We start from the raw sequence: 15,286 nt of genomic DNA, 5'->3' as shown, positions 1-15,286 counted from the left end.
GTCATCCTTCGTAGCGGTAGCCCATGCCGGGCTCGGTGATGAGGTAGCGGGGGTGGGCGGGGTCCGCTTCCAGCTTGCGGCGCAGCTGGGCCATGTAGACCCGCAGGTAGTTGGTCTTGTTGCCCTGGGTGACGCCCCAGACCTCCTGGAGCAGGTGCTTCTGCGTGATCAGCCGTCCCGGGTTGGTGACCAGGATCTCCAGCAGGTGCCACTCGGTGGGGGTCAGGCGTACGTGGTGGCCGCCGCGGACCGCCTTCTTGGCCAGCAGATCGATGGTGAAGTCGGCCGTCTCCACGAGCGTGGTGCCGGCCGCGAGCGGTACCTCCCCGGTCCGTCGCACGGCGGCCCGCAGCCGGGCGAGCAACTCGTCCATGCTGAACGGCTTGGTGACGTAGTCGTCGGCGCCGGCGTCGAGGGCCGCGACCTTCTCCTCGGACGCCTGCCGGGCGGACAGCACCAGGATCGGCACCCGGGTCCAGCCGCGCAGGCCCTTGATGACCTCCACGCCGTCCATGTCGGGCAGGCCCAGGTCGAGCATCACGACATCGGGCTGCCGGGCGGCCGCGAGCCGCAGCGCGGTGGCGCCGTCGGGGGCGGCGTCGACCCCGTAGTGGCGTGCCTGGAGATTGATGATGAGGGCCCGTACGAGCTGCGGGTCGTCCTCCACCACCAGCACCCGTGTCATCGGCGTGCGCCTTCCTGTCGTACGTCGTGGGGACGTACCTGCTTCATGACTGCGGGAGTCGGCGCACCCGGTCGTCCGGGCCGCCGACTCCCCTGTGGGTCGGGTAACGCCATCAGTTCTCGGCCACGAGGGCCTTGAGCGCGATGTTGAGTTCGAGGACGTTCACGCGGGGCTCGCCCATGAAGCCGAGGGTGCGGCCCGTGGTGTGCTCGGCGACCAGGTGCTGTACCTGGGCGACGGTCAGGCCGTTCTGCTCGGCGATCCGGTGGACCTGGATGCGCGCGTACTGCGGGGAGATGTCCGGGTCCAGGCCGGAGCCGGAGGAGGTGACCGCGTCGGCGGGCACGTCGGACGGCTTGACCTTGTAGTCGGCGGTGGAGTTGTCCTTGATGACGGCGGCCTTGGCCGCGGTCACCCAGTCGATCAGGTCCTTGTTGTCGGCGGACCGGTTGGTCGCGCCGGACAGGATCAGTTTGTACTGGGTGTTGACGCTGTTGGCGCCGAGGCCGTTCTGCGGGCGGCCCTGGAACCACTTGAGGTCGGGCTCCGGGGTCTCCTGGCCCTTCTTCAGCGGCAGGTTGTACGCCTGCCCGATGAGCGCGGAGCCGACGACCCTGCCGTCCGCCGTGATCTCGGAGCCGTTCGCCTTGTTGTGGAACAGGGCCTGGGCGATGCCGGTGACGGCCAGCGGGTAGAGGACGCCGGTGAGCAGGGTCAGCACGAGCAGCGCCCGCAGGCCCGCCCCGAGCAGCCGGGCCGTGTTCGTAACGGAGTTGTTCATGACGGGTCAGCCGATCCCGGGGATGAGGGAGATGAGCAGGTCGATGAGCTTGATGCCGATGAAGGGGGCGATCAGTCCGCCGAGGCCGTAGATCGTGAGGTTGCGGCGCAGCATCCTGTCCGCGCTGACCGGCCGGTACTGCACGCCCTTCAGCGACAGCGGCACCAGCGCGATGATGATGATCGCGTTGAAGATGACGGCGGACAGGATCGCGGAGTCGGGTGAGGCCAGGCCCATGATGTTGAGCTTGTCCAGGCCCGGATAGACCGCCGCGAACAGCGCCGGGATGATCGCGAAGTACTTCGCGACGTCGTTGGCGATGGAGAACGTCGTCAGCGCGCCCCGGGTGATGAGGAGTTGCTTGCCGATCTCGACGATCTCGATGAGCTTGGTGGGGTTGGAGTCGAGGTCGACCATGTTGCCGGCCTCCTTCGCGGCCGACGTGCCCGTGTTCATCGCGACACCGACGTCCGCCTGCGCGAGGGCGGGCGCGTCGTTGGTGCCGTCACCGGTCATCGCGACCAGCTTGCCGCCGGCCTGCTCCCGCTTGATGAGGGCCATCTTGTCCTCGGGAGTGGCCTCCGCGAGGAAGTCGTCGACACCCGCCTCCGCGGCGATCGCCTTGGCCGTCAGCGGGTTGTCGCCCGTGATCATGACGGTCTTGATGCCCATGCGGCGCAGCTCCTCGAAGCGCTCGCGCATGCCCGCCTTGACGACGTCCTTGAGGTGGATGACGCCCAACACCCGGGCGCCGTCGGTGTCTTCGACGGCCACGAGCAGCGGGGTGCCGCCCGCCTCGGAGATACGGTCGGTGAGCCCGCCGGCGTCCCCGGACACCTCGCCACCCTGCTCGCGCACCCAGCTGATGACCGAACCGGCCGCACCCTTGCGGATCTTGCGCCCGTCGACGTCCACACCCGACATCCGGGTCTGGGCGGTGAAGGCGATCCACTCGGCGCCGGCCAGCTCGCCCTGCTGCCGCTCTCGCAGCCCGTACTTCTCCTTCGCCAGGACGACGATGGACCGCCCCTCGGGCGTCTCGTCGGCCAGCGACGACATCTGGGCCGCGTCCCCCAGTTCGGCCTCCGTCGTTCCCGCCACCGGCACGAACTCGGCGGCCTGCCGGTTGCCCAGGGTGATGGTGCCGGTCTTGTCCAGCAGCAGCGTGGAGACGTCACCGGCCGCCTCGACCGCCCTGCCGGACATGGCGAGGACGTTGCGCTGCACCAGGCGGTCCATGCCCGCGATGCCGATCGCCGAGAGCAGCGCGCCGATCGTGGTCGGGATCAGACAGACGAGCAGCGCCACCAGGACGACCATCGTCAGGTGGGTGCCCGCGTAGTCCGCGAAGGGCGGCAGGGTCGCCACCGCGAGCAGGAAGACGATCGTCAAGGACGCGAGCAGGATGTTCAGCGCGATCTCGTTCGGTGTCTTCTGCCGGGCCGCGCCCTCGACGAGGTTGATCATGCGGTCGATGAAGGTCTCGCCGGGCTTCGTCGTGATCTTGATGACGATCCGGTCCGAGAGGACCTTGGTACCGCCGGTGACGGCTGAGCGGTCGCCGCCGGACTCCCGGATGACCGGAGCCGACTCACCCGTGATCGCCGACTCGTCGACGGACGCCACACCCTCGACGACGTCACCGTCGCCGGGGATGATGTCGCCCGCCTCGCAGACGACCAGGTCACCGATGGTCAGAGCGGTGCCCGGAACCTGCTCCTCCCGGCCGCCGACGAGCCGCCGCGCCACCGTGTCGGTCTTGGCCTGGCGCAGGGTGTCGGCCTGCGCCTTGCCCCGGCCCTCGGCGACCGCCTCCGCCAGGTTGGCGAAGATCACGGTCAGCCACAGCCAGGCGCTGATGGTCCAGCCGAACCAGTCTCCGGGGTCCTTGAAGGAGAAGACCGTGGTCAGCACGGACCCGATCCACACCACGAACATCACCGGTGACTTGACCATCACCCGCGGATCGAGCTTGCGGCAGGCGTCCGGCAGCGACTTCAGAAGCTGCTTGGGGTCGAAGAGGCCCGCGCCGACACGGCCCTCGGGGGACTTGTGCCCGGTGGGTACGTCGCTGTGCGGTGCAAGGGTGGGAGTGGACATGGCGTCCTGCTTCTCTACGTCGGTGGTCATGACGCCAGCCCCTCCGCCAGCGGCCCCAGCGCCAGGGCCGGGAAGTAGGTCAGGCCGGTGATGATGAGGATCGCGCCCACCAGCAGGCCCACGAACAGCGGCTTGTTGGTACGCAGGGTGCCCGCGGTCTCAGGGACGGGCCGTTGCTCGGCGAGCGAGCCGGCCAGCGCCAGGACGAACACCATCGGCAGGAAGCGGCCGAGCAGCATGCAGAGGCCGAGCGTGCTGTTGAACCACTGCGTGTCCGCGTTCAGACCGGCGAAGGCCGAGCCGTTGTTGTTCGAGGCGGACGTGTAGGCGTACAGGATCTCGGAGAACCCGTGCGCCCCGCTGTTGGTCATCGAGTGGCCCGGGGTGGGCAGTGCCATCGCGGCGGCGGTGAAGACCAGCACCAGCGCCGGGGTGATGAGGATGTAGCAGGCCGCCAGCTTGATCTCGCGGGTGCCGATCTTCTTGCCCAGGTACTCGGGCGTACGGCCGACCATCAGCCCGGCGATGAACACCGCGATGATCGCCATGATCAGCATGCCGTAGAGGCCGGAGCCGGTACCGCCGGGCGCGATCTCGCCCAGCATCATGCCGAGCATGGTGATACCGCCCCCGAGGCCGGTGAAGGAGGAGTGGAAGGAGTCCACCGCACCGGTCGAGGTGAGCGTGGTCGCCGTGGCGAAGATCGAGGAGGCGCCGACCCCGAAGCGGGTCTCCTTGCCCTCCATCGCCCCACCGGCGATGTCGAACGCCGGGCCGTGGTGGGCGAACTCGGTCCACATCATCAGGGCGGTGAAGCCGATCCAGATGGTGGCCATGGTGGCGAGGATCGCGTACCCCTGCTTGACCGAGCCGACCATCACACCGAAGGTGCGGGTCAGCGCGAACGGGATGACGAGGAGCAGGAAGATCTCGAAGAGGTTGGTGAAGGGCGTCGGATTCTCGAACGGGTGGGCGGAGTTGGCGTTGAAGTAGCCGCCCCCGTTCGTGCCCAGCTCCTTGATGGCCTCCTGCGAGGCGACCGCACCGCCGTTCCACTGCTGCGAGCCGCCCATGAACTGCCCGACCTCGTGGATGCCGGAGAAGTTCTGGATGACCCCGCACGCGACGAGCACGATCGCGGCGACGAAGGCGCCCGGCAGCAGGATGCGTACGACACCCCGCACCATGTCCGCCCAGAAGTTGCCGAGCTCACCGGTGCGCGAGCGGGCGAAGCCGCGTACGAGAGCCACCGCGACGGCGATGCCGACGGCCGCGGAGACGAAGTTCTGTACGGCCAGCCCGGCGGTCTGCACGACGTGGCCCATGGCCTGCTCGCCGTAGTACGACTGCCAGTTGGTGTTCGTGACGAACGAGACCGCGGTGTTGAACGCCTGGTCCGGATCGATCGAGGCGAAGCCCAGCGAGCCGGGCAGCACCCCCTGCAGCCGCTGCAACAGGTAGAGGAACAGCACCCCGGCGGCCGAGAAGGCGAGCACCCCGCGCAGGTACGCGGGCCAGCGCATCTCGGTGTTCGGGTCGGCACCGATGCCCTTGTAGATCCACTTCTCCACGCGCCAGTGCTTGTCGGAGGAGTAGACCCTGGCCATGTAGGTGCCCAGGGGGATGTGGGCGAGTGCCAGCGCCGCCATGAGGGCGAGCAGCTGGAGGACGCCGGCGAGTACGGGACCCATAACCGATCTCAGAACCTCTCCGGGAAGATCAGGGCGAGGACGAGATAGCCCAGCAGGGCGACGGCCACGACGAGGCCGACGATGTTCTCGGCGGTCACAGCTTCGTCACCCCCTTGGCGACGAGGGCCACCAGCGTGAAGACCGCGACCGTGGTGACGACGAAGGCCAGATCGGCCATCGCGAACTCCTAGAAGAGGTTCGGAAGAGATACGGACAGGTAGAGGAAACCCCGCCCCCGGCCGGAATCGACCGGCCCTTGACGAGTCCCTTACGGCGGCCCTCACAGCTTTGACGGGTCTCTTACGGCCCCGTCCCCACAGCCCACGGCCCACGGCCCACGGCCCGCCGCCCTCACATCAGGCGGAAGCGCAGCCGGCGGTTGACGGCGTCCGTCTCCCGCCGCACGGCGTGGGCGACGACCGCGCCGCGCTGGTTCTGGAGGAGCCGCTGCCACAGCCGCTCCGGCTCGGCCTCCGGGATCAGTACGGTCACCCGGGCGGCCGGTTCCGAGACCATGACCTCATGGACGTAGGCGGCGATGGGGCGGCCCAGGGAACGCCGCTCGCACGACAGCCGGACCAGGGGCACACCCGGGTCCCACTCGGCCCAGGAGCGCTCCAGCGCGTGCAGGGCGGCCCGGTCCTCGGGATCGGGGTGACAGACGGTGACCGCGCGCACCTCGTCGCCGAGGGAGGCGGCGGCCGTCAGTACCTCCGACGTCAGCCGGGACAGGGAGGAGACGGGCACGATCACCAGCGAGCGCTCGCGGTGCGGGGGCTCGGGGATGCGGCCCAGACCGAGCCGCTCGCCGATCCGGGCGTACGCGCGCTGGACGGCGCCGAAGGCCGCGACCAGCAGCGGCAGGGCGATCACGATCAGCCAGGCGCCCTGCTGGAACCTCTCCAGCGTGACGACGACCGTCGCCACACCGGTGAGCGCGGCGCCGGAGCCGTTCAGCAGCGCCCTGCCCCACCACCCCGGGCTCCCCTGCTCCCGGCCGCCCGCCCGGCGTTCGAGATGCCAGTGCCGGACCATCCCGACCTGGGCGATCGTGAACCCCACGAAGACACCGATGGCGAACAGGGGGACGAGGGTGTTGGTGTCGCCGCCGGAGAACACCAGCAGGGCGGCCGAGACCAGGGCCAGGGCGAGGACGCCGTGGCGGTGGACCTGGCGGTCGGCCTTCAGGGCGAACACATGGGGCGGGTAGTTGTCCCGGGCGAGCAGCTTCAGCAGCACCGGCAGCCCGCCGAAGGACGTGTTGGCCGAGAGCGCGAGCAGGATCATCGTCGCGAACTGGATGACGTAGAACGCCCAGTTGTGGCCGAGGGAGGCGTCCGCCAGCTGGGCGAGGACGGTCACGCCCTCGACCGGCTGGAGATGGAAGCGGCCGATCAGCACCGACAGGCCGATCAGCATCACACCGAGGACGGCGCCGAGGGCGACCTCGGCACGCTGGGCCCTCTTCGCCCGCGGGCGGCGGAAGGACGGCACGGCGTTCGCGATGGCCTCGACCCCGGTGAGTGCCGCACATCCGGAGGCGAAGGCCTTCAGCAACAGCAGCGCGCCCACGGTGGTGGCGTGGTCGGCGAGCACGGAGGCGTGACCGTCCGCGGTGACCGTGCTGACCGGCCCGGACCGGAAGAGACCGACCGCTATGAGCACGAGGATCGAGCCGACGAACACCACGGTCGGCACGATGAAGACCCTGGCCGCCTCGACGATGCCCCGCAGGTTCACCGCGGTGATGAGCACGAGCACGCCGAGGCAGAGCAACAGCCGGTCGCCGTAGAGGGCCGGAAAGGCGGAGGTCAGCGCGGCCACGCCGGCCGTGACGGCGACGGCGACGTTCAGGACGTAGTCCAGGACGAGGGAGGCGGCCGCGACCAGGCTGGTGCGCGCCCCCAGGTGCGTCCTGGCAACGGCGTACGACCCGCCGCCGTCCGGGAAGGCCGCGATCACCTGACGGTACGAGGCGACCAGCACCGCGAGCAGGCCCGCGATGGCCGGCGTCACCGGCAGCGTGAAGCCGAGCTCATATGCCAAGAGTTCGGCGATCCGAACGGAACAGCGCATTACCGCTGGTCAGAGGCATAGTCATGAGCCCACCACATATGGGATCTTGAGGCCGCGAACAGCCCATGGCAGGCTCGTGCCGCATGATCGATGAATTCGCGAAGGACAACCTGCACAAGAGACTGCGGCGGGACCGCGAGGCGCTGCTCTGGAAACTCGACGGCTTGTCCGAATACGACGCCCGCAGACCTCTGACAGCGACCGGGACCAACCTCCTCGGCCTGGTCAAGCACGTGGCCACCGTCGAGGCCAGGTACTTCGGCGAGGTCTTCGACCGCCCTTCCCCGGAACCGCTGTGCCGGTGGCAGGACTCCGACGGCAGCGACATGTGGGCCGCCGAGGACGAGACCCGCGATCAGATCATCGGGTTCTACCGGCGTACGTGGGAACACTCGGACGCGACGATCAACGAGCTTCCCCTCGACGCCCCCGGCCACGTGCCGTGGTGGCCGGAGCCTTCTCCCAACACCAACCTGTTCGCCGTCATGGTCCATGTCCTCAGCGAGTCCGTCCGGCATGCCGGGCACGCCGACATCCTGCGCGAGGGCCTCGACGGCCGGACCGGGTTGCGCGCCGAACACGAGAAGCAGATCGACGAGGAAGCTCGTGCGGCCCACCGCGCGAAGATCGAGCAGGCCGCCAGGTCGGCCGCACCGATCAAGGCTTGAGCCGGGGGGGGCACGACCTGTTCCGACACCGGCAGCGCACGGCACGTGGGCTCGGATCCGGGCTCGGATCGTCACCCACCGTCTGCCCGGCCCCACAGGCCATACGCCCGCCCCGGGGCGCCTTTGCCGACGGTTCGGCGCCGGACGGGCCCCGGGGCGGGCGGTGGTTGTTCCTACGACTGGTGGTACGTGAAGGTGCGGCCGTTCTTGGACTTCGGGACGTACACCTGGTGCCAGTTCCAGCCGGCCGGGGGTCGGACGTAGTGCAACTCGACCGAGACGTTCGTGCGCCACCAGTAGTTCGAGGCCGTCGTGCAGCCGTTGGCGGGGACGTCCCAGAACCGGGAGTTGACCCAGTCGCCCTGGTCGTTGCGGCCGACGAGGAAGAACTTCAGGGCGGAACCGTTGTCGTTGCAGATCTGGATCTGCACGTTGTCGGTGGCGGCGGCGGCCGTCCCGGGCGCCGCGAGGACGCCGGTGGCGGCGGCCACGGCGAGCGCGGCGATGGTGAGCTTTCTGCGGAGGTGACCCATGTCGATGCTGCCTTTCGGAGGAGGTCGAAGAGGGCGTGGAGTGCTCAGCCGAGCAGGCCGTTGGACCGCAGCCACGTCCGCGCCGTGCCGGACGGGGAGGCCCCGCCGTCGACGGAAGCGGCCAGTGCGGCCAACTGCGCTGTGGTCAGAGGGGAGTTGAGGCGGGCCAGGGCCTTGCGTGCGGGCAGGCCCGCGTAGGGGGCGCCGATGAGCGGGAAGACGTGCTCGGGAGGCAGGGCGTTCTTCGGATCGGTCAGCACGACCAGGCCGTCCCGGGTGATGACGGGGTCCGTGCCGCGCAGGACCAGGACATCGGCGGTGGCCGAGGTACCGGTCTCGGTGAGGCGGGTGCCGTAGGCCTTCCCCAGCGAGGCGACGGACGGGGCGTCCGGATCGCCGGAGGCGGGGCCGCCGAGGGTGAGGCGGCCGGCCTTCGCGAGGTCGGCGAGGGTGCGCAGACCGTGCGTGCGGGCTGTGGCCCGGGTGACCGCGAGGACGACGCCGTTCTGTGCCCGCGCGGGTGGCAGGGCGTCGATGCCGGGGGGCAGGGCCATGCTCAGGGTGGCCGCCATGTTGCCGGGCATGGTCTGGCCGCCGGGAAGGGCGCGCAGTGTCGAGGTCTCGTAGGCGGGCGCTAGAGCGATCCTGCCCTCCGCGACGGCCCGTGTGGTGTCGGCGGGCGAGGCGTAACGGGTACTCGCCATCCGCACCTTCACCCCCGCGTCGGCGAGCAGCTCGCCGTACAGGGCCGCCACGACCCGGCTCTCGGCCGAGCCGTCGGTGCCGATCACCGTCGGCCCGGCACCGTCCGCGTAGGCGGTCGCGTCGTTGCCCTTCGCCGCGCCGCCGCAGCCCGCGAGGAACAGCAGCGAGCAGAGGGCGGCCGCGACGGCGGCGCGCGGACGAAGACGATGACGAAGACGACTGTCTGGCATCACGGAACAACCACTTCTCGGTGGGGGCGGGCGGCCCGGTGCGGTCCGTTGCCCGGCGCCGCCCGCTGTCCTACGGGGATGGTTCAGCGGCAGTGCGCGGAACGCTCGCCGGACGTCATCACCGCGTCCTTGAAGTTGACGTAGCCGTTCTGCGGGTGGTCCTGGTCCCAGCCCGCCGCCTCGTAGTTGTTGATGTACCAGATGTAGTGGCCGTAGTAGCGCTTGCCGAAGTGAAGCTCGTACCAGCCCTTGGCCTTCTGCTTGGCAGTGCCGCGCTGGAGCCAGCCCTTGTATCCGGGGCGGACGTTGAGCGTCTTCGTTTCGGAGTCCGTGTGCGAGGTCGTCCAGGAGTGGGAGTACGAGACCTCGACGGAGGCCTTGTAGACCTCCCAGAACTCCACGCCCGCCTCGATCGCGACGCCGACCGTGTTCGTGGCGGAGGTCGTGTCGAACCAGGTGACGGTGTGCTGGTTGGTCACGCCTGTGCAGTTGTACGCCGTGGAGCCGACCTGGTGCGCCGGGCCGGTGTACGCCGTGTAGCTCTGCGGGTGGAACTCGCACACGTCGGCCGAGTCGCAGGCGTTGAGGAGCTCCCTGACAGAGGGGCTGTCGGCGGCGTACGACTGCGGGGCCGCCATGAGGGAGGCGCCCAGGGCGAGGGCGACAACGGCACCGGCGCTGCGGGCGACGCGGCGGGAGGGGACGGTGGGAGTTGAGCGGAGCGCGAATCGCATCGAATACTCCAGTGAAAGTCGGCTTCTCCCGTGGGGCGGGAGAACATTGCTGACGAAAGCCCGGGAATTACTTCTGCGCTGCTGTTCGCTGCTGCTTTTTGCCGGCCCTCAGGGTGTGAGGGCCGGCACCGGTGACCGCGCCTCCGCCGCACCGGGGGGAGTCGGCGGCGGTGGAGCGGGCCGTTCGACATCCACTCTCGGAGCCTCGGAATTGTTGATCAATGCAGGTCAGAGGGGTAAACAACGCGATCGGCGACCTACTGCCGGGTACGGCGCGGCCGTATGTCGCCGTCGTGTCGGACGGGATACACGGACATGACCGGGGTATTCCTCGCCCGACCGGTGGCCGAATTCTCGGGCGGCGGGCTGAATCGCCCATGCCGGGGCCCTGGTGAAACTCCTGGCGGCGGCACGGGTCCACCGGGCCTTCAGGGGCCGGGGGCAGTCGCAGGCTGGCGGGCGGCGGGCGGCAAAGACGCTGCATGGCGCGGCAAGGCTGGTTTCAGGGTTGGTGGTGCGGCCTCGGCAGACCAGACGAGCACCACCCCGGCACCCAACGCGCCGGCCCGCGGCTGCCAAGTCGGCCGCTACCGCCGACCGGCGGAGGGAGACCGCGCACCACGAGGATCGCGGTCCACAGCTGGAGTGCTTTCCGCCTTGCGGTGCTCACCCGCGTGGCTCTTGGTCGCCTCGTTCTTGCCCACCTGGCTCTTGGCCACCTGGTCCTCGCCCACCCGGCCTTGGCCCGCCTGATCCTGGCCCGCCTGATCCTGGCCCGCCTGATCCTGGCCCGCCTGGCCTTGGCCCGCCTGCCCCTCATTCGCCCGGTCCTTGCCCGTCCCCTGTTCCGGCCGTGTCCGGGGCGGGGCAGCGGGAGTGGGCACGGGCTCTTGGCCGTCGGTGTTGTCCGGGAGCGCTGTCGTCGCCGGAGCCTCGCGGGCCGGCTCGACGAGGCCGGAGCCGGTGTCCGAGCCGGGGCCGGGCTCGGTCACGGCCTGCCCGGACCCGTCGTCCGGGCGGGACCCGTCGTCCAGATGAGACCCGTCGCAGACGCGACGGTAGGCCACGCCGGGGAAGTAGCGCCGCCACTCGGTGACGGTCAGGGACCGCCCCGCGCGGGCGCAGAGCCGGGCGGCGACCTGTGCGGGGCCGATGGGATAGGCGCGGAGGGAGACGTGCGGGCCGACGGCGTAGAGGGAGCCGTCGGGGCCGAAGGCCAGGGAGTCGATCACATCGCCCGAGGTGATTTGGCTACCGCCCAGGGGCCGGTTCAGATGGAGGTCCCACAGCCTCAGGGCTCCCGAGCCGTAGGCGACGGCGAGGGTGGTGCCGTCAGGGCTGAAGGCCAGGGCGGTGACCTGCTCGCAGGCGACGCATCCGGCGGAAGCAGGGGGCGCGGGGATCACGGCTTTCGGGACACGGTCCGCTCCGGTGTCCCACACGGTGACGGTGCCGAAGGCCCCGCCCGTCGCCACGTGCGCGCCGCCGACGCTGATCGCGAGGTCGTACGTCTGCGTCGGGTCGACGAACGAGGGGTGAGGGTCGGGTCCCTCGGGCGATATGGCCATCCGGCCGGTGACACCGGCAGCCATCGCCTCCCTGACCACGGCCTCCGGGTCCAACGACCGTGCCCGCGGGGTCCCGGGCACGGTGTCCCACATCTGTCCGACGAGCGCGCCCGCGGGCGTGCTCCAGCCGACCAGCAGCTTGCGGCCGCGCGCGGTGAGGACGATTCCGCGGGCCGTGGCCCCCGCCGGACCCGTCACGTCGAAGGAGGTGCCCTCGCGGCCGGCCGGCGAGACGTCCCGCACCGTGAACCGCACGGTGCGGGCGGGCCCGGGCACCACGGTGGCGCCGTAGGCGATGCTGCGGCTGTCCGGGCTGAAGGCGATCAGCGGGCGGGAGGCCTTGCCGGGGTCGGTGGCCCGGCGGGGGAAGGCCTGTTCGGTGACGAGGCGAGCGGAACGGGTCTGCCGGATGCGGAGCCGGTAGCCGGCCGCACTCCGCTCGGCCGTGGCAAGGAGCCGGCCGTCCGGACTGAGCGCCACGGCGTCCACGGCTCGCTCACGCCACGGGGAGGCCAGGGCGGAGGCGAGGTCCAGGGAGTGCACGGTGCTGCCGGTCAGATAGCGCAGGGTCCGGCCGGCCGGGTCCCAGGCGAGGCCGGTGACGGAGCCGCCGGGTACCGGCTGGCGTAGCACCGGCAGCCGTGAGGACGCGATCCGCCAGACGGTGACACCGTCGGGGCCGGACGCCGCCAGGAACGATCCGTCCGGTGCGAAGGCGAGGTGCCCGGCGGCCGGCCCGGCGAGGTCGGCGAGCTGCCGCCCGGTGGCGGTGTCCCAGACGCGGACGCCGGTGTCCGTGGCCACGGCGAGTCGTGCGCCGTCCGCGTCGAAGGCGACGGTCGCCGAGGAGCAGTCCGCCGGCCGGACGGTCTTCCAGGCGCCTGGTCGGATCCGGTCCCGGGCGGTGTCCCACACCTGCGGCGGCCTGTCCGGCAGACAGACGGTCACCAGGTGACCGTCGGGCGAGGGCACGGGATAGTCGTCGCCCGCCGCCTCGAACAACGTCCTGCCGTCGTCGACCGCGCGCAGCCGCACCCTGGGGTCCGGCCCCGAATCCCGTACGACATAGCTGTGTCCGTCGGCCCCGAAGCCGAGGACGCGGCCACCCGCCACGAGACGACCGCTGCCGCTCCCCGCGGCCAGGTGCCACAGGCCCCCGCCGGTCAGCAGCAGGTTCCGGCCCGCGGAGTCGGCCTCGGCCACCTGACCGTCCGGCAGCGCACCCGATCCGGTGGGGCGGTGCGTGGCCACGTCCCAGGAGGACCAGGTTCCGGAGCCCGCCACCAGCAGGGTGCGGCCGGAGTCGGTGAGGAAGGCGCGGTCGTCGTCACCGAGCACCGGCCCGGTCAGGATGTCGTCCTCGGGTTCGGCGAGGGTATTGGCCAGGGCGGAACGGCTGACCGGGCCGGGGGCGAGCCGCCAGGCGGCGACGCTCAGCAGTGCGGCGGTACGGGGATCGACCGGCTGGGTGCGGGCGGCGAGAGCGGCGGCCTCCAGGGCCGCGGCACGAATGTGTTCCAGGTCGGCCGCGTTGTTGCGCTGCCAGGCCATCTGCCCGACGACGAGCGCGCCCACCACGACGACGGTGCACGCGACGGCCAGTGACCGCATCCGCCGTCGGATCCGCCCCGCGGTCCAGCTCTCCAGGGAGTCGGCGACCCGGGAGGCGCTGAGGAAGGCCCGCTCCCGCCCGGTGAGGCCGTGGTCGCTGGTGCCCCGGCCGAACAGCAGGTCGGCGACGGCCAGATGGGTTCCCCGGTAGAGGGTGGCGGGGTCGTGGTCGCGCTCCGTCCAGAGCCGCGCGGCCTCGCTGAGGCGCCGGTGCTCGCGCAGCCGTTCCCGGTTCGTCTCGATCCACTCCTGGAGCCTGGGCCAGTGTGTGATCAGGGCCTCGTGGGCGAGTTCGACGTTCTCCTCGTCCAGGACGACGAGCCGGGCGCCGGCGAGCCGGTCGACCACGGCGGGCAGTTCGGGGTCGGGCCACTCGCGCAGATCGGCGAGGCTGTACGGGCGGCGGGTGTCGGCCCTGCCCTCGCCGGGGGTGATGAGCGCGAGCAGTAACCGCCGTGCGGCGGCGGCCTGGACGGGCGAGAGGCCGCCGTAGACCTCCTCCGCGGCCGCGGCGATCGCGCCGCCGATGCCGCCCGCCGCCTCGTACACGGCCGGCGTCAGAACACCGCTGGTCCGTCTCCGCCAGGTCTCCCGCAGGGCCTGCGAGAGCAGCGGCAACGCGCCGGGCCGGTCCACGGCCTCCTCGACGATCCGGGCGGTGAGCTCCCGCTCCACCCGCAGCCCCGCCGCCGTGGCCGGTCTGACCACCGCCTCCTGCAACTCCGCCCGCGTCATGGGCCGGACGGTCAGGGTGTTGTGTCGCAGCACGTCGGCCAGACCGTCGTGCTCCGCACATCGGATGTGGAAGCTGCCGCCCATCGCGATCACCACGCGCAACCGGCTCGCCGGTGCACGGGCGGCCAGGAGCCGGTCCACGAACCGCCAGCGGTCGGCCCGGTCCCGGCAGAGCGTGAAGACCTCCTCGAACTGGTCCACCACCACGAGCCGTTCCGGCCCGTCCGGCGGCGGATCCAGCAGCCGCTCGTGAGTGATCGCGGGCCGGGGCCCCGGCGTGATCAGCCGGAGTTCCGTACCGCACCCGCGCTCCCGGACCAGGTCGTCGAGACGGGGCAGCAGTCCGGCCCGCAGAAGTGAGGACTTCCCGCTGCCCGAAGCGCCGTGCAGCACCGCGAACCGGTGGTCCACCACCAGCTTCAGCGCGTCCTCGACCAGCCGGTCCCGGCCGAAGAACAACGCCCTGTCGCCCGCCTCGAACCTCGCCGACCCCCTGTAGGGACAGTCCCCCTCTTCCGCGCCCTGCGGTGCCGTCTCCTCGGCGACGACCTGGCGACGGCGCTCCCACTCGTCCGGATCCGCTCCGCAGGCCAGCGCGTACGCCCGCACCACCGCGGCCGAAGCCAGCCGCTCGCCGGAGGCCGCCCGCGACAGCGCGGTCACGGAGAGGCCGGTGCGCTGGGCCATCGTCCGGTACGACGGCAATCCACCGTCCCTGCGCAGCGACCGCAACTCGTGCGCGAAGCGTTGCAAGGGCCCGGACTCGGGGTCCACTGGCCGTTCGGGACGTCCCAAGGAGCCACCTCACCTCAGGGCATACCATGCCGGGAAAGCGATTTCCTTGTACTTTAAAATATCGGAATGGAGAATTCCACCCCCGGCCCCGTGAGCCGGCGGAGGGCGCCTCGGAGACCCTGACCGCTGTCGGCTTCGGGAGTCGCTCGACCCACGGGGCGGAGATCCATACGGCGATACGGACGGCGATACGGACGGCGATACGGACGGCGTGGCGGGCCTGGCGGGCCTGGTCCTGGGCGGCGACCGTGTCGCCGTGGCGCAGCAGGGTGCGGCCGCGCAGCGAGTGGGCGGCGATCTCACTGCGGATCAGACCGCTGCGCAGGGTTTCCTCAATCGCCCGACAGCATCGCCATCCGGCGCCTCGGCGGGCG

Annotated in this window: 11 protein-coding genes; 1 reads left to right on the top strand and 10 read right to left on the bottom strand. The window is 71.0% G+C overall.

Annotation, left to right across the window (positions count from 1 at the left end; all coding sequences use genetic code 11):
• Position 1: 1 nt before the first annotated feature.
• The 6 genes from K4B79_RS29920 to K4B79_RS29895 form a co-directional block, all read right to left on the bottom strand.
• On the bottom strand, positions 2-685 hold the full coding sequence (locus K4B79_RS29920) for a response regulator (protein WP_232030214.1): 684 nt from the start codon (positions 683-685) through the stop codon (positions 2-4).
• Between the two features lie 112 nt (positions 686-797).
• Positions 798-1,466 carry a potassium-transporting ATPase subunit C gene (locus K4B79_RS29915; protein ID WP_232030212.1) on the bottom strand — a complete coding sequence of 223 codons (669 nt, stop codon included), beginning with the start codon at positions 1,464-1,466 and terminating at the stop codon, positions 798-800.
• 6 nt (positions 1,467-1,472) lie between these two features.
• Positions 1,473-3,596: a potassium-transporting ATPase subunit KdpB gene (gene kdpB, locus K4B79_RS29910; protein WP_232030211.1), complete on the bottom strand. Its 2,124-nt coding sequence runs from the start codon at positions 3,594-3,596 to the stop codon at positions 1,473-1,475.
• Positions 3,593-5,257, bottom strand: a complete 1,665-nt coding sequence (kdpA, locus tag K4B79_RS29905; RefSeq protein WP_232030210.1) for a potassium-transporting ATPase subunit KdpA — start codon at positions 5,255-5,257, stop codon at positions 3,593-3,595. Before kdpA ends, kdpB begins: the two co-directional genes overlap by 4 nt.
• Positions 5,258-5,265: 8 nt before the next feature.
• On the bottom strand, positions 5,266-5,355 hold the full coding sequence (gene kdpF, locus K4B79_RS29900; RefSeq protein WP_016434100.1) for a K(+)-transporting ATPase subunit F: 90 nt from the start codon (positions 5,353-5,355) through the stop codon (positions 5,266-5,268).
• A 253-nt stretch (positions 5,356-5,608) separates the two neighbouring features.
• Positions 5,609-7,303, bottom strand: coding sequence for an APC family permease (locus K4B79_RS29895; protein WP_232030206.1), 1,695 nt, complete (start codon positions 7,301-7,303; stop codon positions 5,609-5,611).
• Positions 7,304-7,416: 113 nt separating this feature from the next.
• Between K4B79_RS29895 and K4B79_RS29890 the strand changes: the two genes are divergently transcribed.
• Positions 7,417-8,001 carry a DinB family protein gene (locus K4B79_RS29890; protein ID WP_232030204.1) on the top strand — a complete coding sequence of 195 codons (585 nt, stop codon included), beginning with the start codon at positions 7,417-7,419 and terminating at the stop codon, positions 7,999-8,001.
• Positions 8,002-8,174: 173 nt separating this feature from the next.
• Here the strand turns inward: K4B79_RS29890 and K4B79_RS29885 are convergent, their stop codons facing one another.
• The 4 genes from K4B79_RS29885 to K4B79_RS29870 all read right to left on the bottom strand — a co-directional run bounded on the left by K4B79_RS29885 (position 8,175) and on the right by K4B79_RS29870 (position 14,912).
• The gene (locus K4B79_RS29885) at positions 8,175-8,534 is read right to left on the bottom strand and encodes a hypothetical protein (RefSeq protein ID WP_232030202.1); all 360 of its coding nucleotides are present in this window, start codon (positions 8,532-8,534) and stop codon (positions 8,175-8,177) included.
• 44 nt (positions 8,535-8,578) lie between these two features.
• A complete protein-coding gene (locus K4B79_RS29880; RefSeq protein WP_232030200.1) occupies positions 8,579-9,469 on the bottom strand; it encodes a glycine betaine ABC transporter substrate-binding protein in 891 nt (296 codons plus the stop codon).
• A gap of 83 nt (positions 9,470-9,552) precedes the next feature.
• Positions 9,553-10,203, bottom strand: a complete 651-nt coding sequence (locus tag K4B79_RS29875; protein WP_232030199.1) for a hypothetical protein — start codon at positions 10,201-10,203, stop codon at positions 9,553-9,555.
• Positions 10,204-10,790: 587 nt separating this feature from the next.
• Positions 10,791-14,912 (bottom strand): nSTAND1 domain-containing NTPase, encoded by a 4,122-nt coding sequence (locus K4B79_RS29870; RefSeq protein ID WP_232030197.1) that lies wholly within the window; start codon positions 14,910-14,912, stop codon positions 10,791-10,793.
• Positions 14,913-15,286: the final 374 nt, after the last annotated feature.

It is taken from the genome of Streptomyces lincolnensis, from assembly GCF_021173675.1.
In the GTDB taxonomy this organism is placed as follows: domain Bacteria; phylum Actinomycetota; class Actinomycetes; order Streptomycetales; family Streptomycetaceae; genus Streptomyces; species Streptomyces lincolnensis_B.
Note: the sequence above shows the minus strand (reverse complement) of the source record. Positions and strands in the feature narration are given on the sequence as shown.

What these genes read in the sequence shown, in the direction of transcription:
- K4B79_RS29920 (WP_232030214.1), bottom strand. Translation starts at nt 685, where the DNA reads ATGACACGGGTGCTGGTGGTGGAGGACGACCCGCAGCTCGTACGGGCC.
- K4B79_RS29915 (WP_232030212.1), bottom strand. Translation starts at nt 1,466, where the DNA reads ATGAACAACTCCGTTACGAACACGGCCCGGCTGCTCGGGGCGGGCCTG.
- kdpB (WP_232030211.1), bottom strand. Translation starts at nt 3,596, where the DNA reads ATGACCACCGACGTAGAGAAGCAGGACGCCATGTCCACTCCCACCCTT.
- kdpA (WP_232030210.1), bottom strand. Translation starts at nt 5,257, where the DNA reads ATGGGTCCCGTACTCGCCGGCGTCCTCCAGCTGCTCGCCCTCATGGCG.
- K4B79_RS29890 (WP_232030204.1), top strand. Translation starts at nt 7,417, where the DNA reads ATGATCGATGAATTCGCGAAGGACAACCTGCACAAGAGACTGCGGCGG.
- K4B79_RS29885 (WP_232030202.1), bottom strand. Translation starts at nt 8,534, where the DNA reads ATGGGTCACCTCCGCAGAAAGCTCACCATCGCCGCGCTCGCCGTGGCC.
- K4B79_RS29880 (WP_232030200.1), bottom strand. Translation starts at nt 9,469, where the DNA reads ATGCCAGACAGTCGTCTTCGTCATCGTCTTCGTCCGCGCGCCGCCGTC.
- K4B79_RS29875 (WP_232030199.1), bottom strand. Translation starts at nt 10,203, where the DNA reads ATGCGATTCGCGCTCCGCTCAACTCCCACCGTCCCCTCCCGCCGCGTC.